We start from the raw sequence: 18,674 nt of genomic DNA, 5'->3' as shown, positions 1-18,674 counted from the left end.
TTCCCATAAAACTACTTACAAACACTCTAGCCATCAAAATTAAATTCAAATAAAAGAGAACCATGCCTAGAATGGATAACAAAATTATCCCAACGTATTGCGTACCAAATCGGTGGGATCATATTCACCCTGTATATGGAAGAGCCAACAGTATATGGCTTAATTAAGTCTTTAAAGCCAACGAGTAAATCCTTTAGTAAAACAGATTGTTTTGCAGCGACGCCAAGCTGAAAAAACCATTCTTCCACTATTTTGATCATATCATTCTCGCTAATTGGCTCTAACGAAACATGCCAATACTCGATGGGATGTTTATCACTGTGGCGAACAATCACTGACTGAACGGAGCTAAGCAAAGTCGTTTTCTCTTCCACATAAGTACACTCATAATCAGGTGAGATATTTGGCGCCCAATTCAACGACTCAACAGCACACAAATAGCCATTAATTTTTTCCACATCCAGCAAAACAAGCTCTTTAGGCATCGGTTTCTGTTTCATTTTTATCACTTTTATTTGGTTTAGGTTCCACTATATACATTATATTCAGCCAATAACTAATCATCTATCCCGATATAAAATTTTAGCCCTAATTTCCTTTAATGCTTGCTGCCCTATCAGTCGATATTTACCCTCTTTATCAATTAACTCTGATGTAGAAATCCCTCTTTTAGTTTGGCCTATTAAAGGCTTGATTGGTGGGATTGGCTTACCTTCCTGTATCTGGTTGTAATAGGCTATCAACTGCTTTTTGATAGATTCCCTGATCTCTTTATCGGACAAATTATACTGCGTCATTCGTCGCCTTGCTTCTGGCACAATCCAATACATCACCGCTGATTTCCAAGGGAATGCCTCAACGGATGGATATCGCCACTCCATGTTGCTATAGCGCTTCATTTCAGCCATGACCTCACAAACTGAAGGTAGGCCCATAGCTTGCATCATCCCCTCGCGGCACCAACTGATGAATTTTCCACAAGAGGGAAAAAAATCAGACTCTTGCTGCCTAGCCACACTCATTCCAGCTTTCAATTGCTCAATGGATGTTATGCCATTTTCGATAAATGCCAGCACCCATTGTCGTTTAGTTGCTGAAATATCATCTTGATTTGAAAATACAGTATGCTTTGCTGCTGGGAAAATTTGCACTAAGTTATCAAACAGCATATCAACCAACTTTTCCGCATGCTCATTGATTCCAGCAGGTTTATTGATTGGCTGAATTAGGCTCGATAATTGTTTGCTATCTCTGGTTTCAATTGCTGATAGGAGACTTTTCATAGTGTGTTCTCCCACGCTTCAGGACTATTCCAATGAGCTTGTGCAGGCAAACAATCTTCACCCTGTGGAATTTCAGCAAATTTTAATACCAGTTTGTCCCACTGCTTACGAAGTGTGCTTGGGCTAAGAATATTTTTGCACCAAAATGGGTCCTTGTTCGCCTTATCGAACAACCTGCAAATTTGCCTATGCGTTCTGCCGTCAATCGTGTGCATCAATCGAACCTCATTGACCCATACTGTTCGATAAGATAACTGACAAGCTCCCGCTTTACCGCTGTTTTTATAGCTTTTTTTCGATAATATCCTTCAGTGCCCGACATTCAAGACTCAGGTCAGCAAACATCTGTTTTAAACGCCAGTTTTCTTCCTCAAGCTCTTTTAACCATTTAATATCAAACGTTTCCATTCCGCCGTATTTGGCTTTCCAATTAATGGGATGGACTACCTCCTCCCTCTGAGGTTAACTGAACAAAATATACTCAGCAGGAGCATTATCATGAATGTTATCTATCTCGGTATTGATCTGGCTAAAAATGTTTTTCAGCTTTGTGGATTAAATCAGGCGGGTAAACCGGTTTATAAAAAACGCACGGATCGTAAAATGTTACTACAGACCGTCGCGAATATTCCGGCCTGCCTGATTGGCGTGGAAGCCTCCACGGGCGCATTTTACTGGCGGCGTGAGTTCGAAAAACTGGGACATAAGGTAAAAGTGATCAGTCCCCAGTATGTAAAACCCTTTGTCCGCGGGCAAAAAAATGACGGTAATGATGCACAGGCTATCGCAATTGCTCTGATGCAGCCAACAATGCAGTTCGTACCACCCAAAAGCCCTGAACTTATTTTATTTTTCGTTTAGCTGTTAAGTGCCAAAAGTGAGTATTGTTGATTTAATGCTACATTTATTTTTAAATGTGCATATCAAGTTAGACGAATGATTTATATTTAGATAGCCATCTCCTTATTAATTCTTTATAAAGGAATATATATGTCCTACCCTCGTTCTTTAATAAATCCATTGTTGCTTCTATCTTTCTTACCTTTTTCTTTCGTTCAAGCTGCCGATAAGCCTGAATTGATAGAGAGTGGGATTAACCCATTGTCTGTAACCCGAATAAATGACCGTGTGAATTATATGTTGTCGGTTACCAATAATAACGGAAAAACAGTTCAGCACTGGCGTTCAATTGATTGTAAACAAGGTAAGGCTGAGCTTCTATATAAAGATTTGCTTAATGATGATGGAGTAACTAGAGCTCGTTATTATGGGAAAAGTTATGCCCGCTATGCGCCCGCACAAATTGATAAGCAAATAACAGAAGAGGAAATCCGTACTATCTGCCAGTTACCCATAAAAGAAATACGGTGGGAAAAATTATCAACAACTTCTCAAGATGTTATAACCAATCTTGTTGATATTAATAGTGTTCATGTCACTGGTGACATTTTATCGGTACGCATGGGATATGATATCTCAGAAATTACTTGGGAACCGCCTTACGATGCACCATTAGAATTAAAGGTTGAGCACTATTTATATAACTGTAAAACACATCAAGGTAATGCTGTTGCTGCAATGAACTTTGATAGCGAGGGTCGCGTGACAGACTCACTGATCACTGCGGATATTATTCGCCGCAAGAGTAGTTTCAAAATTGATGCTCAAATGACACAGCTCTTCGATCAACTTTGCGAGTTGCCAGAAGGAAAGTCGTTCACAGCGAAAGGGCTATTTGTGCCTGCTAAGAATAAGCCTGCATCAACACTGATGGGGCCTTCAATGCCCGACCTGAGTAATAATAATCCGCAGTGGCTGAATAAATTTCCGCTTTCTTCTGCGATTGATAACCAAGCACAGTTATTGATCAAACCTTTGATGCCTCCTCGTTTTAAACAGATTAACTATACGGAAGTCAGCGATTTCGGTAAGGTCAATATACAGCTTGATGCACAACCGGATGGCTATATACGCAAGCTAGAAGATTATGACATTTGGACAGTACAACGTTTAACGCTGGCAAATCAGTTACAATTGAAGTTCGCTATGTCTATTAGTAATGATACCTCACGGCTTAGCAAGTTACAGACAGATCTGCATTTTCCGTTAGCAATAGGTCAACGATATCAGGTGCAATGGGAAGGTATTGACACTAATAAGAAAGTAACAACGTCATCATTATTCTGTGATGTTACCGGAGAAGGAGATGCTCAAAGTATTGCCGCCAAATTTAGCGGGAAATATTTATCCGTTGAATGTCGTATGACGACTAAAGGGCAGCCAAATAGCAGTACTAAACTCGCTTGGTTGCAAGATTTCAACATTTTTGTCCCAGTCGCTATGCAAGTGGGCGATAAACCTGAAAGTCCAGTCAAACTGGAACATGTTAATATAATACATTAATGGATGAGCAGGCTCACCTATTTACCTGGTGAGCCTTTTGAGATTATATTTTGCCAGTCGGTTTATTTGTGGGCACATGCTTAAGGGATTTAACGCCCCTCGGTCAAAACAACACTTTGGGTTCTATGGGCTGTTTGGCGCTAAAAGCGAAATATTAAGACTTTATTATCTCACATTCTTAAGAAGTGATTTTAACAATTCGATAACTCTCTAGATGTCATCATGTGTATCACCATCCCAATCAGGAAGTGTGACTAACTCAGCTTTGAGCTCTTTTATCAAGATATGTGCATCAGCAATTTCATCTTTTCGACACATTGATGCGATACGAGAAGCAGTTATTGCATTTAGCATGGCTGAAGAACAACAGCGTTATGCGAGCATCACGCATACGAGTTCAAACTTTATTAATCAAGGCTACTGTGGTTATTCATTTACCCTCGATAATGGCGGTAACCATATAGTTCTAGGCCACGCTGAATTTGGTGCCCTTGAGCTAACGCTGCGAATGAAAGATGGGCAAGGAAAAGTATTAGGGGATACGGTACTGGAAGTGGAACCTTTTGGCGATTCTAGCGCAACTCGTGCCACCTTTGCAGGACTGGAAATACCGTGTGAAGATGTTGCTGAGTTTGAAGTGGTTAAAGCGGTGGAAGATCAGAACGGGCGTAAGGTTGAATTACCGCTATCGATCTTTCAGGCTAATAATCCAGAGTTGGCGAAGATGAGTGTGGCTAGGGAAAAATAATAGTTTTTTAGCTATATATCAAAGTAACGAGTGGCAGATTGAATGATCTGCCATTTTTTGATTAATCGGCTTTACAAGTAGAAAACATTTAAAGTTTTCATCAATATTAAGATAAAAACTCATTCTTAAAAAGATGTTTATGCTAAGAATAAATAAGACGCAGATGAAAATTTCGATTTCTGACTAATATTGATGACATTGAAAATATATTATATAAATGTTTTTCTACACAGAATAGAATCATATTGAAAATATTGCACTAGTTAATTTGATGAAAATTACTTGCTTAATTTTAGCATTATTAATAAAAAAGTCGTCCTTAACTTTAAGACTACAAGGTTCTCAAATGTGGCATACAATAATAGCAATCAGTTAAAATAAATGGTAAAACTATACCTACTATAAGAATGGGGCTGATTATTAACGTAGAGATGTTCCCCAATTCCTCGATGTTAAATTTTTACACTCTCAAAAATTCGGAAGTTAATTTTATGGATGAAGAAAAAATACAAAGTTTACTATCAAATGTAGATTCATTAATAAAGCATACCTACCATTTCAGATTAGATGTATCAAAACTGAAAGGAAGTAGCCGTCAAGGTATCTCGATAAACTTCACTGATCTTCAAGAACGCAGGTATGACTTTGTAAGAGAATTAAAGAATACAGTATGTAACTGGGTGTATGGAAAAGAAAAATATCAAAGTCTATTTCAACATGAATTAAAAAAAAGAGGATTTGACATACAGAATGTATCTTCACATATTGATTCTTTAGCTAAGGATAAATTTAGAAAGGGTATCCCTCAAGGGCAGTTTGGTGAATTACTTTTATTTAATTTCATTCAATATCTATTTAAAGCTCCAGCTTTACTTAGAAAAATGCCCCTTACAACAAGTAGAGGACATGAAAGATTTGGGGCTGATGCAATACATTACAAAAGAGATAATAAAAATAACATAATATATATTGGTGAATCCAAAGCATATAAATCAAAATACAAATTTAATGTGGCGCTAGAAGACTCTTTAAATAGTATAATAGGAACATATAATAATCTTCAAGAGGAGTTACTTCTGTATACCTATGATGATTTCATTGACCCTATACTACAAAATATAGCTGAAAAATTGAAAGAAGGTGAACTTGAAAATACAAAATACGAACTGGTATGTTTAATTTCATATAACGAAACTAATAAATATTTCGGTAAGTGCGAGGAGGAAATAAAAGAAGCAATAAAAAAAATTGTATTAGATAGACTCGAATCTACTGATGATAGCTTAACTAACAGTATTGATGACGTAATACTAGAAAGAATTCATTACATTATTTTTCCATTCTGGGAGTTTGATAAACTGCTCGAGGATTTTGACTCATGAACAAGCTCACAAGCTCACAGAAAGAAATCATAAATAAACTATTAAAGATTGAGCATAATAATTATGCCTCCATGCTTGAATTGGTAAATAAAAAACCTCAAACTATTGACCGAAAATTATTAATTCATTCAATTTCGTTAATTGATAAATTATCAAGGTTTGAGCAAGAATTTCCACGTAGAGTTTCAATACTAGCTATTGCTCTATGTTGGGAATATTCGGATCCAGATTACAAAGAGTCTTTAAGAGAAATATTCATTGTTGCGTTAACACGCATGGGAATCGCTCCTTCTACTATGCTAATAGATGAGTGTTATAAACTTGATGGACATTATAAACCTTTCTCAAGCTATCTTAATGAACTTTCAGTATTAGTAAATCAACTTAAATATGAGGTCAGCATCAACTCTCGAACTTTTCTGCTGACACAATTTCAAAAACAGGTATGGGACTCAATAGATCATAATAAAATCATATGTATTTCAGCACCAACATCTGCGGGTAAATCATTTGTTATATATTTAAAAATAATTAAAAAATTACTCGAAGGCAATACTAGAATTGTATATATTGTTCCAACAATTAGTCTAGTAAATCAAGTAACTAAAGACCTAATAAAGTTACTAAAAAATTTTTCAATCGTAGATGTTGATGTATTTACTGGAATACAAAAGGATATCTCTTCAAGATTTATTTACGTGCTAACTCAAGAAAGGGCAATTTCTGGATTTGGAGAAAACAGTCACTTTACAGAACTAAATTTATTGGTTGTTGACGAAGTTCAAAATATTGAGCGAGTTGCTAATGACAGTGACCAGAGATCAAAAATACTATATGACTTTTTAAAAGAAATAAAAAACCAAACAGTTACAGATAATATTATTCTAAGTGGGCCAAGGCTGAAAAATATTGGAAATCTAGGGTTTGATATATTTGATGAAATATCATACGAAGCTAAAACTAAGCTTCCCCCTGTTGTAAATATCACCTACTCAATTTCAGCATCAGGAAAAAGATACTATTTTAATCAGTATAGTGATATTTATGAAAATCCCACTACTATAGAAATATCAAATCCATCAGAAATTAAAGGTATCGGTGGTACTCAATACAACAATAATTTCCACAATTATCTATTATCAATCTTGAATAAAATTGATTCAAAAAAGAGTAATTTAATATTTTCACCTACCGCAAGGCAAGCTAGAAAGACAGCAATATTTCTTTCAGAAAATAAACCAAACATCGACAGTGATCAGATAGAGAGCTTATCAGAATATATTGAGTACTTTGTACACCCGCAATATGATCTTGCTCAAATAGTTAAATGTGGTGTTGCCTATCATACTGGAAAACTGCCTCTACACATACGGTCTGCTATAGAGGATGCTTTTTCATCAAACATCATAAACAATATTGTGTGCACAACAACTTTAATGCAAGGCGTAAATTTCCCAGCGTCAAATATTATAATTAGAAACCCATATCTATTCGTAAAACGACGAAGTTTAGCAGAGAATGTTAAGCTATCCAACTACGAGTTCTCAAACCTCAGAGGAAGAGCAGGTCGCCTTTTAAAAGAATTTATTGGTAGAACAATAGTACTTGATGAATCATCTTTTGAAGTTGAACCAACTCAAGATTCTCTATTCGAACATGTAGAAAAAGAAATTAATACTGGTTACGGTGATTATTATCAAAAATATAAAAATGATATAGAGGAAAAAATATCAAACGATATTATAGCTGATGATGGAAAAGAGAAGCACTTACTGACATATATTCGCCAAACAATCTTTCGTCATCGTGAAGCTAGCATCACAAGACTAACTGAAGTAGGTATTGATATAGATGAAAATCAGGTAAGACATACAATCCAATCATTAGATCAACTTGAAGTACCATCAAGTGTAATTTGGAACAATCGATATTGGGATCCATTCGATCTAGAGTTGATTTTTCAATACAAAAAAAATAGGGCGATAGAGCCTATTCCCAATAACATTTGGGATAAGGGCTTGCAAAACTCTTTGATAAGAGCAATGACCAGCTTTATGGAAAATTTCCCTTATTATTTTAGAAAATATATTGGTAATATAAATGAAGATGTGGAACGGATGAGCATACTTATTTGGAGTATATGTACATACGCAACAGATTGGGGTCGCGAAAAACTATTACGGGAGATCTTAGCTGAGAGGGATTTTTCTGATAATGCTAGTGACGGTATTGACAATGCAGTGCAGACGATCACATCAAAAGTATGCTTTGGCTTACCGATGCTACTCAAGCCATTAGCAGACATGTCACCTATTGAGAACTCAGTTTTAGGTATCATTGAAACAGGGGCATTCAATAAAATCACAAATTTCCTTATTTCAAAGGGAGTACCAAGAGATACTGCAATATTTTTAAAAAACACATACCTCCAAGAGTTCGATATCGATGAGCCTAATCTTCATGAAGTACAACTTCATTTAGGTAAGATAAAATCCAATTTATCTCCTTGGATAGAAAGTCAAATTGATAGCGTATGCATTTAACAAGTACACTCAAATAACACCTGCATTGCACAAGATGCAGGTGTTACTATCATTTGCTTTTGATTAAAGCTAACAGCCAAATTTTATTCTCTCCTTAACTTACCCAGCTATGCTAAGATACGAATCGGATTTTAGATCCACCATCAAAAAAAATAAAATAAACTTTAGGCCCAAATTAAAAGTTGAATTGGATTTTATTAATTTAAAATCAATGCACTACAAACTTAATTCAGACTCCGCCAGCCAAATTTGGTGGGTCAGTGATAGGGGAACTCCAGAAATGAAAAAAGCCGTATAGGCGGCTAATAGCTAATATAGAAAAGAATCTACTTATTTCTTTTTACAGTTTAATAATAACTGCAATGACGTTGTTTTATTGGTAATGGGATTTACAGAATACAGTTGCCCTCTTTTTTTCTTAGGAGAAAAAATTTCAATGCTCATCCCGTTATCATATAAGTAATCACCCGCATCAATATCAACATTAACATCAACAACGCTTTTTAGTTTTTTCTTACTACTTTGGCGAACCATAACATGGCCAACGTAAGAACCAATGTCCATCCCACTTACTGTCAGTGTTATTTTGGATCGTTAATTCAGCATATTCCGTCCCAAAAGGAAAAGTAAAATCACCTTTTCTATCATGTGACATTGCATTGAATAAAGATCCTATATTACAAGAATAATTCCCTTCAATGCTCTCTGCCCTGCTCTCTTTGCAAGCAAGCAAAAATATTATTGATACCGATACAATCCATCTTTTATTCATGAAATTTCCTTGCTTGATCAAATTTAATTTATATCTTGATAATATAGCAATTAAAGCCGTAGTTCTTTGATAGTAATTTTACTTACAGTTCGTAAATTGTTGCATAAATCTTTTATCTATTAGATAGATTTGTGAGATCATTGCAATACCATATTTTTTTGAGAAATCCTCTCGCGTGTAGCGGTCTTTATATTCTAATTGAATCTCCGACTTATATACACGTCCTGTTTCATCAATATAAGGATCTGAAAGTGTCATCTTGTGACTTATGTAATTACCATATTTCATACCATGAATTGTCATAACGCCATCTTTGATCGTTAATTTAGCGTGTGTCACTACTGATGGGAACACATTCTTATGTCCATTATAGATAGCTAACTGATTCATACTTTGGCTAATTTCACAAATATAATCGCCATTAAAATCACTTATATTATTATTTAGTTTTCCATTAAATTGGATTATTTTACTGTTTGAATAACCATTAAATTGAGTGGCGCTAACATGTGTGTTTCCAATGACTTTATTCTCTTTACCGTCACATCCAGATAAAATAGCAATCATTAGGCTTAATATACACTTTTTTATCATACTTATTGATTCCAATGTAAAATATCAAATTATCATAAGGTCTCCATAGGAAACGTAATTCTACCATTTGATTTAGGAGTTAAATACTGCGTTGTTTTTTTATCGCCACTCACAACAGTAATTTCCAACTTAGCATTTTGCTGTAGAGCCTCAGATAACGCATTGGTGATTATGTCAACCACCTGAGCCGCTTGATTATCCATATTGATAGATAACGTTTCCTGTGCTCGCTGTTCAGATTTTTTCTGTTCTTCACGCAATGCAATCATGCCGCGCTGTTCCATAACCTTAGTTTGATCTATAAGTCCTTTCCTGCGGTCATCCATAATAGAATCCATAATTGCTTCCATAACTTGCGTTCTCCCTCAAAAGATCGTGTGTTTCACAGTGACCGAGGGAGTCAATATACACGTGGGCAATATCAAGTGTTACTGAAAAGCTATGATATGCGCTCAAGCCAAGGCGATGTTGGGGCTTGCTGGGATAATGCAGTTGTTGAACGTTTTTTGGAAGTTTAAAGCATGATTGGTTATTAAAAAACCATGCAAATCGGACAGAAATGAAAGAGGACGAACTGGATTATCTTCGTTATTACAATTTAACGCGATTACACACGGCGAATAATCACCTTTCGCCTGTGGTATAATGAAAGCGCCTTCTGAAAAGTGTCCTAATTTTGTTGCGCAGAACCATTGTGACTAACGGGCTGTTTTAGACACTTTAACTTAGCCTTGACATTTTTTGACCTGTTTGGATGGTTGATTTAACCTTAAGCTAAATTAACGTAATAATCTTAAGGAAGATGATTATGGTTAAAAAATATGATCCGACATTAAGCGGATATCTAGGTGATTATCTTAAAGGTAATGTCGGGGTTAATCGGTTAAAACCACAACATGAATATTTTGATGTCATTGGCGTGACTGAAGCTTTAAATGCGAATATTCAATATGATGCATTGATTAGCCCTAATGAAGCAGTTGGAATTATTGACGATATTAAGCCCAGAGAGGTCGTCAATGCAGGTGATATAAACGCAAGACGAAAAGAAGATGAGCGAAGAAATAACCCCTTTAGACATATTTTCAATGTGACAGACCCTATTTCTCCTTATGCAGGAACTCTTCGTGATACACCTGATATCTATGTTTTAATTCGTGAATTCAGGCAATTAGGCATAACAGCGACTGAACATATTGCTGCGAATGGCAACCGAATGATACACATATCCGGCTATGCAGGCGTAAGGCGTATTGTGACCGGAACCCGGTATGGTGCAGCTAACCCTGTGATGTTGAATATGGGGATCGGGCAACAAGGGTTAGAGGCAGGTATTGCAAGAGGTATTCGTTTTTGTCTTGTTTTTTCTGCTGTTTACCGTGGACTTGAATGGCTTTTTAAGGATGATTATGCCTTTGCGGATTTTCTTGGCAATGTCACGGTAGATATGGCGAAAACGGCTTTAGTCGCTGCTGCCTCATGGGCTACTGGTACGTTTTTACTCGGTACTGCTTTGGTGGGGGGGAGCATTATAGCTGTTGCTGGAATTGTTTTTTTAGTTGGATTTGGTGTTGCAGTTGGGTTGGAGTATTTAGATAAGAAGTATCAAATCAGCGAAAAAGTGATTGAATTATTAAAAACCACATGGGAAAGAGAATACAAGCCGACTGCGGATATTAATAAAGCTTTTCATATGTGGCCTAAGGGGTAATTATGCCAAAATGGGCGATGTTGTTATTAGGCATTCTACTTTTTATTATCTGTTTTTTGATTAGCGTACTGATATACGATTATGTTTTATCATTATTTCAAATGAAGGATATTATTATTTTTTCAGGCCCTATTGCTATGTGTGCTATAGGCTTTCCAACTGTATTGTATGCTCTTGGTGGGAGCGTGTACTCCATTGTTTTCAATAGACTCCCTAAATATAATAAAATAATATTTAAATACCTTATGTACTTATTATTCATAGGGATTTTTAGTGGGGTGCCGATTGCATTTGCGGTTAATTATTACCTTAAAGATGAGGGGTATTTAACATGCGATAGAATATCGTGGATGTCTCCAACGACGTATGTCAAAAACATATCTCTATGTGATTAACAAAGGACTTTTTATGGCAGAGCCTATTTATTTAACTTTAACTGGTAAGAATCAAGGCTTGATTTCGGCAGGATGTTCTACCATTGATTCAATTGGTAATCGTCACCAGATTGGTCACGAAGATGAAATTCAAGTTATTAGTTTAAATAGTGGTTCATTTCGATCTCAAAATGCAGCGTATCAACCCGTTGTGTTTACTAAATTAATTGATAAATCATCGCCGCTGCTTTCTACTGCGTTAGATACTAATGAAGTATTAGAGGCTGTATTTGTTTTTCTTCATCCCCTATTCTTCCCCATGAGTTCCAATAGGGAAGCATTATAAATAAGACATCAACGATAACCTCTGGGTCGGATTGTTCTGCAATTAATGGTAATGCATTACGTGCAGCAATTCTAACTTCAGGCACCCAGTCATTCAGTTTTCGAAACACCAAAGCAAGTAGAAAACTGTTTGGTGCTCCCCCCGTCAGCACCTTTAGTGCTCGCTCTCGCTTGTAGCCATCTGCATTACATAAATCCAACCATCTAAAAGAACCAATTAGTTGGTTATTAGCCTTAGACATTTGGACGTTAGATGAGTATATCTCCCAGCGAATTAGACGTTCCCATTTATCAAGGTTTTTTAGCGATAAAGTTGAGGTTGCACTAATGAATGGTGAAATATCGGGTCTAATTCTGTGGTAAAAATGTTCAACATTTAATGATTTTTTTACAGATGCAATAACATCTTGTTTAAGGCTATCTTGCTGTAACATAGTCCCTCTCGTTATCAGAAATTGATAATATTCACTCCATACAAGGTAAATCAGCGTTAACGGTTAAAAGGAGAGAATTGGTAATCAACAATATCTGCACCAATAGGTCCTGTTTTTGTTGTAACCCACACTGTTCCCGTATTTTCCTTAGTTTTCGATTTCGGATCGCTAATGCACCGTAAAACCCATTTCTTTGTATAGATTTCTTTTATCTGTATACCATATTCACATCCAGGGCCTTTAAGCCGCGGAGGCCCTGGCGATACAATGTCATATTCTGTTTGGTATTGAATTGTTTGGTCTAATGATAAATAAGTAAGCACATTAAATGTTGGAATAATTAGCATAAGGCCAAGAAAGCCGCCCCAAAGAAAATCACCAATTACATATTTTGACGGGCGGAAAAAGGGGTACCAAATTCCCCCTATTACCCCTGTAAAAATGGCAAAAGCAATAATAATCGTCCATTTAGGAAACCAATCAAATAACACAATGTTGTCGCCTAAATAAAACGATAGATATAAATAAGCTAGCCAAGAGCCGTAAAGGATAACAAAAACATAAGTAGGTAATGATTTTTTCTTGCTACCTTTACTGTATGACTTGAATTGGTATTCCATATAAACCTTGTATCGCTAAAAAAACGCGCCTTCATCGAAGCACTGATTCATTATGTATTTTAAATCGAACTAATTATATCTATCACGATACTGCTGCTGAGTAGATTCAATATTTAAAAAAACATTTTAATTTCAATCTGTTAAATTACATATTGCTTATATATCTCAAAATTTTTTATAATTCGTTGGTAAACAACACGCTCTTTTTCGCCAAAATATGCGGGGTGGCAGGACTTGATAAAATAGATCCCTTCTGACCAAAACAGTTCGTCACTAATTTTCACCATCGAGCAAAAAATGTGATTTTTAACCACCCTAAATGTCCCGCCACATATAACAATATTGGGCTTCAGTAACTCTATTTGTTGTTTAATTTCAGTTTTGTGACTCTTAACAAATTCAGTAAGCTTTTTATCAGATGTTCTGTTTTTCCCCGACGACTTCATAATATTAATGTACGCTATTTTTTCAAACACCAACCTTTCAAGTCTTTTTTTTCTTGCATTTTCATAGGTTATGTTATCGCTATAATTTAATATACCTTGTGACCACAAACCAACACGACGAAGAACTGAAGAACGCCCATGGGACCATTTCGACTTTTTATTATCCAGTGAGTTTAAGATACTTTCTCTGATATCGATGTTTTCTTTTGTTCCATTTGTTTCTTTCAGCAAAAAAAGAAGTCTCAGTGATGATGAAAAATAGCTCTGTGTTAGTGGCCCATCAAGATTAAAATTACCGACGAAGTTACTTTTCCATTCAGTCCAAGGAAGTCATTATACAAGCAAGAGTCACCAGCAATGACTCTGCGCTATCAAGTAAAGCAAAGCTGATTGAGACAAAAAATGCTGGGATAATGCACCCATAGAGTGCTTTTTGAAGTTTAAAAAGCACATCAGGATATCCAAGTTTTATCGAAACACAACAAGAAATAACCCGATATATCATTGGCTATTACAATCAACTCAGACCTCATCAGTATAACGGTAATTTAACGCTCAATGAATCGGAACGATTATATTCAAAAAACGCTAAAACTGAGGCCAAATATTAATGACCACTTCACTTTGTCATGACTTGGTGTGATAAGCACAAGTTCCCTTCGTCCGCCAAGAAGTAATAATTCCTTTTGGATTAGAAATAAATGTTGTGTAGCAATATGATCGAGTTACTTTCCCTATCCAAGCGTCAACAATAGCCCTAGTCGTTGTTTTATACGTCAAGTATCTCCCGCCATCCTTACGCTCGTATATCTCTTCAGGCGTCCACCAATCCAACACAAGGTCATCTGCTTGCTCGTTTACCCAATTGTCTCTCTCAATTCAGAATAAAGCAATATCCGTAGATTTTTGTAATTCTTCAATTTCACTTTTTGTATCCGCGTAAGTGAATGTATTACCTAGTAGCAAAAATAGCATGCATATCAGCGTTCTCATTATAGATCCTTCTATCTTGGCATTTAACATAAGTCGAGTTTTTCCATCCACTTTGGAGTCTACCAAATTGCACTTAGCTATCAAGAATAACTTGGCACAAAAGCTTATAATAAGAAAATTGCTTATTAGCCTAATGCCAATGTATGTATCCCGCATAGTCGTGTCATTCATAATATGAGATAGCATTTAATTCACTGTGCCGCGGGCACATGCAATTTATTCTTCACGCTCTAAGGGGATAATGCTATCTTCTGGCATAGCACACTTAAGACCAAATGCGAAAGTTAAAAGTTTTAGAATTCAATCTAATTAGTATAATATCTCATCATTTTGGCATATATTGACTATCGTCTCATTCCGTTATTCCCTCAGACCTGACTATCTAATTATCGTAGACTTATTTAAGAAAATCGGGCATCACTAGGTAAATAAATTTATCGTAACGAAAAAATAAGTTAACCTCATAGTAAGCCGAAATATTTTTTTAATCTTAAGCTAAGTTGCTAAAGATACTGCCCTGTAATTGACTCATTTATCATCCACTTTTATAGTCAAATTGATGGTTATCTATAAAAAACTTATGGATTACTTACACGAATTGGGCTACAAATTCACAATCACCCTCGATTAATATAATCTCACTACCCATTGAAAAATAGGGAAATAGATAAAAAGGAATGTCTCAATGTTGTCTAAAGTCACTCGCTTATTCCCATTATGGGCTTTGCTCTTATCAATCGCGGCTTATTATACGCCAAACTCATTTACAGGGATCTCCCCGTTTATTAGCTACTTGCTAATGCTAATTATGTTTACTATGGGTGTAACACTAAGGATTAGTGATTTTAAACGTGTAGTGACAAGACCGGCCCCTGTGATTATTTGTACCTTTATTCATTACTTGATTATGCCTCTCGCTGCTTGGCTTTTAGCTAAAGCATTTAATATGCCTGCTGATCTTGCCGTTGGAATGATATTAGTGGGTAGCGTGGCAAGTGGCACCGCTTCAAATGTGATGATCTATTTAGCACGTGGGGATGTTGCATTATCTGTTACGATTTCCTCGGTATCTACCTTGGTTGGCGTGTTTGCAACACCTCTATTGACTCTGTTATATGCAGATACCTCAATTAGTGTAAACGTTATGGGGATGCTGCTTTCTATATTACAAATTGTGATTATTCCAATTATTGCAGGATTAATCATTCATCACCTTTTCAGTAAAATAGTGAAGAAAATTGAACCGTTTTTACCTTTTTTGTCAATGATCTGCATATTAGCCATTATCAGTGCAGTCGTTGCTGGTAGCCAAAGCCATATTGCCTCAGTTGGCTTTATGGTAGCCATTGCAGTGGTATTACATAATGGAATTGGTCTGATTGGTGGCTATTGGGGCGGACGCTTATTTGGTTTTGATGAGTCAACGTGTCGAACTTTAGCCATTGAAGTTGGTATGCAAAATTCAGGTTTAGCCGCCACTTTAGGCGCACAATATTTTGGTGCTATGGCTGCGCTTCCAGGCGCACTGTTTTCCGTTTGGCATAACCTATCAGGCTCTTTACTCGCTGGATACTGGCAAGGAAAGCCAACTAAATAGATACGGTTTAAGCGACTCAGTAAAAGAGCATCCCAAGCAGTACAGCCGTGAGCGTTGTAGTATAGGGCGCGATCGGTATTAATACTTATGGTGGCCTTAGGGCCACCTATACAATTAGTTAGCATTCTTACTAGTAACACCGCACAGCCTATCGTTATAACAGATTAGGGTCTGTTTATCTTTGCTGGTTAATTTTAATCGAATCCGGAGGGCAGCGTTTAAACACAAAATTTGATTCAAATCGTCATCAGTCAGCATGACGGATACATTTAGCCATTTTTTAGATGATTTTTTATCTTATTTAGCGGTAAAAATCAGCAAAAAAGATAAGCAGCCCCTAGAAAAAACATAGCGTATTAGAATATTGACTGGTCTAATCTGAAATAAGTTAATTATCCATTAGAGTAAAAAATTAACTCAAGGATGCTACTGATGAAAATTTATACTTACCCTAAATCTAGATCTATTCGTGTAACCTGGACTGCTGAAGCTCTTGGATTGGAATATCAATGTATCTTTTTCGATGTAATGAATAAAAATAAAGACAACCCAAGTATTACAATGAAAGTCCCAGCTATTGTTGATGAAGATTTAGTGCTTTTTGAATCCTCCGCTATTTGTACTTACTTGTCTGATAAATATGGTAGCAACCTACTGTCTCCAGTTGACGTCAATAAAAAAGCAATAATGAACCAATGGCTTGCTTTTATTATCAATGAACTTGAATCCCCACTCTGGAACATTTTTAAACACTCGAGATTTTTGCCCGAATCCAAAAAAGTTGTAGAAATCATTCCTATCGCTAAAGAAGATTACCTTTCTTCAATTAAAGTTCTTTCCTCAGCATTAAACAACAATTTATACATTGCTAATAATAAATTCTCTATAGCGGATATATTCCTTTTCCAAACAACCCAATGGGCACTCAGTTTAGGACTCGAAATTCCTCAAAATGTTATTAATCATCATGATAACCTAAAGTCGAGTCCGGCCTACCTAAAAGCAATTGCAAAGGAAAGCGAAGCGATGAAAGTAGCCACAGGTGGTTAATGAATGTGAGATATAATGCACAATAGACACACTGACCAAAGCTATATGATGACATTCCTCAAAATGCAGAACGAGGTAATAATCCCTTATTTAAGGCAAGTAATTCATCCTATTGAATTGAATTCTGTGTTTTGTATTTATGAAATGTTTGAACAATATGAGAATATTTATACCTATTTAGTTAACGGTGACACTGTAGTTATATTTGAAATATCTCTTCTTGATCAATCTATACTCCATGATCGGACTGTGCCTATCCGTGAATATGCACAAGAATTAAAAGGTAAACAATGGCATAGATATGTTAAGGAGCTACAAGGATTTGCCGAAAGAATAGACTCTCAGGTCAAATAACTGTTGAAATATAAACACTTCAATCAGGAAGGGATTCGAACCCTTGTTTGGTATAGTATCGGTTGCGTGCACCACTGCCCAATTAAGTTGAGCATGCAACCGGGGCGTGAAAGTAATTTTGCACCTCAGTTAATAAATAAAAAAACAAGCTATTATTAGCCAAATGGATAGTCACATTCTTTCTTTTTATACCGGGGGGATTGACCACGTGTGGAATTGTCGCCACATATTAAAAAATATAGGGCGCAGATACTTTTCCCTCACTGATTTCAACAGTGACGGATACGCTTAATGAACAAGTCTAAGAGTGGCAAAACCGATACTGGATAAACACTAAAACCGAGGCCTGTTTTCGTTGGCCATTTCATCCCTTATTGGTGGACATAATGCGCAATTTCTTTGCCGTATTTCTAATTCCTGCTTATCAAGAAATCACTCAATTTTGGTAACGCCTGATCCCTTTTGTCACCTACGCGACTTTTCGCTCCGCGGCTTTTGCCATTACTCTTGCCCCTTTACCTCAGTTTGCTTAATGCACTGAGCAATAACGCTCAATAGATAACTCGTCTACTCTAGCGCCACCGAGGTTTGCCCAAAATGCTATCGTTGAAAGAACATCTCTTTCGCTTGTTGCGACAAAAAGAGTTATGAAAGATTTTTGGTTCCATAAACCACTTGCTTTATAAACCGATTTTTTCATTTTCCCCCCAACTAATTACATCTAATAACCTTATGACAAAGCGGTCTGATGTCCGCGACAAAGTATATAGTTATATGATGGGAGCGATTTTATTTTTTCCAAGTGCCTAGGTTCATAACTGCATCAATTTGATGGTTACACTAGGTAGGCTATTGACTCAAGTATTTGCTAAGTTTTATCCGAGATTATGCTCACACCATGATAGCCGAGCAGATTGATATGTGATGCTTAAACACCACCCTATTACTTTGATTAGATAAAGTTGGTTATCAATGATCAGCAGTTCCGAGTGACGCCCAAAATCCCCCAGATAAGCCGGAGGATT

20 protein-coding genes and 5 pseudogenes are annotated in these 18,674 nt (G+C 36.3%); 12 read left to right on the top strand and 13 right to left on the bottom strand.

Annotated features, from left to right (window positions below; genetic code table 11):
* Positions 1–26: 26 nt before the first annotated feature.
* From AB6N04_RS03555 to AB6N04_RS03540, 4 genes and pseudogenes are all read right to left on the bottom strand, one after another.
* Positions 27–500 carry a hypothetical protein gene (locus tag AB6N04_RS03555; RefSeq protein WP_369310554.1) on the bottom strand — a complete coding sequence of 158 codons (474 nt, stop codon included), beginning with the start codon at positions 498–500 and terminating at the stop codon, positions 27–29.
* A 60-nt stretch (positions 501–560) separates the two neighbouring features.
* Complete coding sequence (locus AB6N04_RS03550; RefSeq protein WP_369310552.1) at positions 561–1,283, bottom strand: replication protein P; 723 nt, start codon at positions 1,281–1,283, stop codon at positions 561–563.
* A pseudogene (locus AB6N04_RS03545) lies at positions 1,280–1,522 on the bottom strand (helix-turn-helix domain-containing protein); the annotation flags it as partial. The pseudogene AB6N04_RS03545 and the gene AB6N04_RS03550, both read right to left, overlap by 4 nt.
* 5 nt (positions 1,523–1,527) lie before the next feature.
* Positions 1,528–1,715: pseudogene (locus tag AB6N04_RS03540) on the bottom strand (transposase); the annotation flags it as partial.
* Positions 1,716–1,781: 66 nt separating this feature from the next.
* On the opposite strand from AB6N04_RS03540, the pseudogene AB6N04_RS03535 reads away from it, so the two are divergent.
* Both AB6N04_RS03535 and AB6N04_RS03530 read left to right on the top strand, forming a co-directional pair.
* Positions 1,782–2,123, top strand: a pseudogene (locus AB6N04_RS03535) (transposase); the annotation flags it as partial.
* A gap of 150 nt (positions 2,124–2,273) precedes the next feature.
* Positions 2,274–3,686: a hypothetical protein gene (locus AB6N04_RS03530; protein ID WP_369310551.1), complete on the top strand. Its 1,413-nt coding sequence runs from the start codon at positions 2,274–2,276 to the stop codon at positions 3,684–3,686.
* A gap of 210 nt (positions 3,687–3,896) precedes the next feature.
* On the opposite strand, the gene AB6N04_RS03525 is transcribed toward AB6N04_RS03530, so the two are convergent.
* Positions 3,897–4,040, bottom strand: a complete 144-nt coding sequence (locus AB6N04_RS03525) for a hypothetical protein (protein WP_369310550.1) — start codon at positions 4,038–4,040, stop codon at positions 3,897–3,899.
* Between AB6N04_RS03525 and AB6N04_RS03520 the strand changes: the two genes are divergently transcribed.
* The 3 genes from AB6N04_RS03520 to AB6N04_RS03510 all read left to right on the top strand — a co-directional run bounded on the left by AB6N04_RS03520 (position 4,039) and on the right by AB6N04_RS03510 (position 8,359).
* Positions 4,039–4,434, top strand: coding sequence for an IrmA family protein (locus AB6N04_RS03520; protein ID WP_369310549.1), 396 nt, complete (start codon positions 4,039–4,041; stop codon positions 4,432–4,434). The genes AB6N04_RS03525 and AB6N04_RS03520 overlap by 2 nt on opposite strands.
* A 491-nt stretch (positions 4,435–4,925) precedes the next feature.
* A complete protein-coding gene (locus tag AB6N04_RS03515) occupies positions 4,926–5,816 on the top strand; it encodes a DUF1837 domain-containing protein (protein WP_369310548.1) in 891 nt (296 codons plus the stop codon).
* Entirely contained in the window at positions 5,813–8,359 is a 2,547-nt protein-coding gene (locus tag AB6N04_RS03510; protein ID WP_369310547.1) for a DEAD/DEAH box helicase, read from the top strand. The genes AB6N04_RS03515 and AB6N04_RS03510 overlap by 4 nt, the downstream gene beginning before the upstream one ends.
* Positions 8,360–8,689: 330 nt before the next feature.
* On the opposite strand, the gene AB6N04_RS03505 is transcribed toward AB6N04_RS03510, so the two are convergent.
* From AB6N04_RS03505 to AB6N04_RS03490, 4 genes are all read right to left on the bottom strand, one after another.
* Complete coding sequence (locus AB6N04_RS03505; RefSeq protein WP_369310546.1) at positions 8,690–8,893, bottom strand: hypothetical protein; 204 nt, start codon at positions 8,891–8,893, stop codon at positions 8,690–8,692.
* Complete coding sequence (locus tag AB6N04_RS03500) at positions 8,877–9,131, bottom strand: hypothetical protein (RefSeq protein ID WP_369310545.1); 255 nt, start codon at positions 9,129–9,131, stop codon at positions 8,877–8,879. The genes AB6N04_RS03505 and AB6N04_RS03500 overlap by 17 nt, the downstream gene beginning before the upstream one ends.
* A gap of 78 nt (positions 9,132–9,209) precedes the next feature.
* Positions 9,210–9,725 carry a hypothetical protein gene (locus AB6N04_RS03495; protein ID WP_369310544.1) on the bottom strand — a complete coding sequence of 172 codons (516 nt, stop codon included), beginning with the start codon at positions 9,723–9,725 and terminating at the stop codon, positions 9,210–9,212.
* Between the two features lie 32 nt (positions 9,726–9,757).
* On the bottom strand, positions 9,758–10,075 hold the full coding sequence (locus AB6N04_RS03490) for a hypothetical protein (RefSeq protein ID WP_369312206.1): 318 nt from the start codon (positions 10,073–10,075) through the stop codon (positions 9,758–9,760).
* Between AB6N04_RS03490 and AB6N04_RS03485 the strand changes: the two are divergent.
* From AB6N04_RS03485 to tssD, 4 genes and pseudogenes are all read left to right on the top strand, one after another.
* Positions 10,073–10,371 (top strand): annotated as a pseudogene (locus tag AB6N04_RS03485) (integrase core domain-containing protein); the annotation flags it as partial. The gene AB6N04_RS03490 and the pseudogene AB6N04_RS03485 overlap by 3 nt on opposite strands.
* A 162-nt stretch (positions 10,372–10,533) precedes the next feature.
* Positions 10,534–11,436, top strand: coding sequence for a hypothetical protein (locus tag AB6N04_RS03480; RefSeq protein WP_369310543.1), 903 nt, complete (start codon positions 10,534–10,536; stop codon positions 11,434–11,436).
* Positions 11,437–11,438: 2 nt separating this feature from the next.
* A complete protein-coding gene (locus AB6N04_RS03475; RefSeq protein WP_369310542.1) occupies positions 11,439–11,831 on the top strand; it encodes a DUF1240 domain-containing protein in 393 nt (130 codons plus the stop codon).
* Positions 11,832–11,844: 13 nt separating this feature from the next.
* Positions 11,845–12,108, top strand: a pseudogene (gene tssD, locus AB6N04_RS03470) (type VI secretion system tube protein TssD); the annotation flags it as partial.
* Here the strand turns inward: tssD and AB6N04_RS03465 are convergent.
* The 3 genes from AB6N04_RS03465 to AB6N04_RS03455 all read right to left on the bottom strand — a co-directional run bounded on the left by AB6N04_RS03465 (position 12,077) and on the right by AB6N04_RS03455 (position 13,886).
* Positions 12,077–12,589: a hypothetical protein gene (locus tag AB6N04_RS03465; protein ID WP_369310541.1), complete on the bottom strand. Its 513-nt coding sequence runs from the start codon at positions 12,587–12,589 to the stop codon at positions 12,077–12,079. The pseudogene tssD and the gene AB6N04_RS03465 overlap by 32 nt on opposite strands.
* 56 nt (positions 12,590–12,645) lie before the next feature.
* Positions 12,646–13,209, bottom strand: coding sequence for a hypothetical protein (locus AB6N04_RS03460; protein WP_369310540.1), 564 nt, complete (start codon positions 13,207–13,209; stop codon positions 12,646–12,648).
* 140 nt (positions 13,210–13,349) lie between these two features.
* Positions 13,350–13,886 carry a hypothetical protein gene (locus tag AB6N04_RS03455; protein WP_369310539.1) on the bottom strand — a complete coding sequence of 179 codons (537 nt, stop codon included), beginning with the start codon at positions 13,884–13,886 and terminating at the stop codon, positions 13,350–13,352.
* A 1,447-nt stretch (positions 13,887–15,333) separates the two neighbouring features.
* On the opposite strand from AB6N04_RS03455, the gene AB6N04_RS03450 reads away from it, so the two are divergent.
* From AB6N04_RS03450 to AB6N04_RS03440, 3 genes are all read left to right on the top strand, one after another.
* Entirely contained in the window at positions 15,334–16,245 is a 912-nt protein-coding gene (locus AB6N04_RS03450) for a bile acid:sodium symporter family protein (RefSeq protein WP_369310538.1), read from the top strand.
* Positions 16,246–16,677: 432 nt separating this feature from the next.
* The gene (locus AB6N04_RS03445; protein WP_369310537.1) at positions 16,678–17,295 is read left to right on the top strand and encodes a glutathione S-transferase family protein; all 618 of its coding nucleotides are present in this window, start codon (positions 16,678–16,680) and stop codon (positions 17,293–17,295) included.
* A 15-nt stretch (positions 17,296–17,310) separates the two neighbouring features.
* Positions 17,311–17,649 carry a hypothetical protein gene (locus tag AB6N04_RS03440; protein ID WP_369310536.1) on the top strand — a complete coding sequence of 113 codons (339 nt, stop codon included), beginning with the start codon at positions 17,311–17,313 and terminating at the stop codon, positions 17,647–17,649.
* A gap of 529 nt (positions 17,650–18,178) precedes the next feature.
* On the opposite strand, the gene AB6N04_RS03435 is transcribed toward AB6N04_RS03440, so the two are convergent.
* Entirely contained in the window at positions 18,179–18,349 is a 171-nt protein-coding gene (locus AB6N04_RS03435) for a hypothetical protein (RefSeq protein WP_369310534.1), read from the bottom strand.
* Positions 18,350–18,674: the final 325 nt, after the last annotated feature.

Source organism: Providencia rettgeri, from assembly GCF_041075285.1.
In the GTDB taxonomy this organism is placed as follows: Bacteria; Pseudomonadota; Gammaproteobacteria; order Enterobacterales; family Enterobacteriaceae; genus Providencia; species Providencia rettgeri_G.
This window is presented reverse-complemented; position numbering and strand designations above follow the sequence as displayed.

Bases quoted from the DNA above. Each gene is read 5' to 3' on its own strand.
- AB6N04_RS03460 (WP_369310540.1), bottom strand. From the start codon at position 13,209: ATGGAATACCAATTCAAGTCATACAGTAAAGGTAGCAAGAAAAAATCA.
- AB6N04_RS03510 (WP_369310547.1), top strand. From the start codon at position 5,813: ATGAACAAGCTCACAAGCTCACAGAAAGAAATCATAAATAAACTATTA.
- AB6N04_RS03465 (WP_369310541.1), bottom strand. From the start codon at position 12,589: ATGTTACAGCAAGATAGCCTTAAACAAGATGTTATTGCATCTGTAAAA.
- AB6N04_RS03515 (WP_369310548.1), top strand. From the start codon at position 4,926: ATGGATGAAGAAAAAATACAAAGTTTACTATCAAATGTAGATTCATTA.
- AB6N04_RS03520 (WP_369310549.1), top strand. From the start codon at position 4,039: ATGGCTGAAGAACAACAGCGTTATGCGAGCATCACGCATACGAGTTCA.
- AB6N04_RS03495 (WP_369310544.1), bottom strand. From the start codon at position 9,725: ATGATAAAAAAGTGTATATTAAGCCTAATGATTGCTATTTTATCTGGA.
- AB6N04_RS03555 (WP_369310554.1), bottom strand. From the start codon at position 500: ATGAAACAGAAACCGATGCCTAAAGAGCTTGTTTTGCTGGATGTGGAA.
- AB6N04_RS03450 (WP_369310538.1), top strand. From the start codon at position 15,334: ATGTTGTCTAAAGTCACTCGCTTATTCCCATTATGGGCTTTGCTCTTA.
- AB6N04_RS03505 (WP_369310546.1), bottom strand. From the start codon at position 8,893: ATGGTTCGCCAAAGTAGTAAGAAAAAACTAAAAAGCGTTGTTGATGTT.
- AB6N04_RS03445 (WP_369310537.1), top strand. From the start codon at position 16,678: ATGAAAATTTATACTTACCCTAAATCTAGATCTATTCGTGTAACCTGG.
- AB6N04_RS03435 (WP_369310534.1), bottom strand. From the start codon at position 18,349: ATGAAAAAATCGGTTTATAAAGCAAGTGGTTTATGGAACCAAAAATCT.
- AB6N04_RS03440 (WP_369310536.1), top strand. From the start codon at position 17,311: ATGCACAATAGACACACTGACCAAAGCTATATGATGACATTCCTCAAA.
- AB6N04_RS03500 (WP_369310545.1), bottom strand. From the start codon at position 9,131: ATGAATAAAAGATGGATTGTATCGGTATCAATAATATTTTTGCTTGCT.
- AB6N04_RS03525 (WP_369310550.1), bottom strand. From the start codon at position 4,040: ATGCTAAATGCAATAACTGCTTCTCGTATCGCATCAATGTGTCGAAAA.
- AB6N04_RS03530 (WP_369310551.1), top strand. From the start codon at position 2,274: ATGTCCTACCCTCGTTCTTTAATAAATCCATTGTTGCTTCTATCTTTC.
- AB6N04_RS03475 (WP_369310542.1), top strand. From the start codon at position 11,439: ATGCCAAAATGGGCGATGTTGTTATTAGGCATTCTACTTTTTATTATC.
- AB6N04_RS03480 (WP_369310543.1), top strand. From the start codon at position 10,534: ATGGTTAAAAAATATGATCCGACATTAAGCGGATATCTAGGTGATTAT.
- AB6N04_RS03550 (WP_369310552.1), bottom strand. From the start codon at position 1,283: ATGAAAAGTCTCCTATCAGCAATTGAAACCAGAGATAGCAAACAATTA.
- AB6N04_RS03490 (WP_369312206.1), bottom strand. From the start codon at position 10,075: ATGGAAGCAATTATGGATTCTATTATGGATGACCGCAGGAAAGGACTT.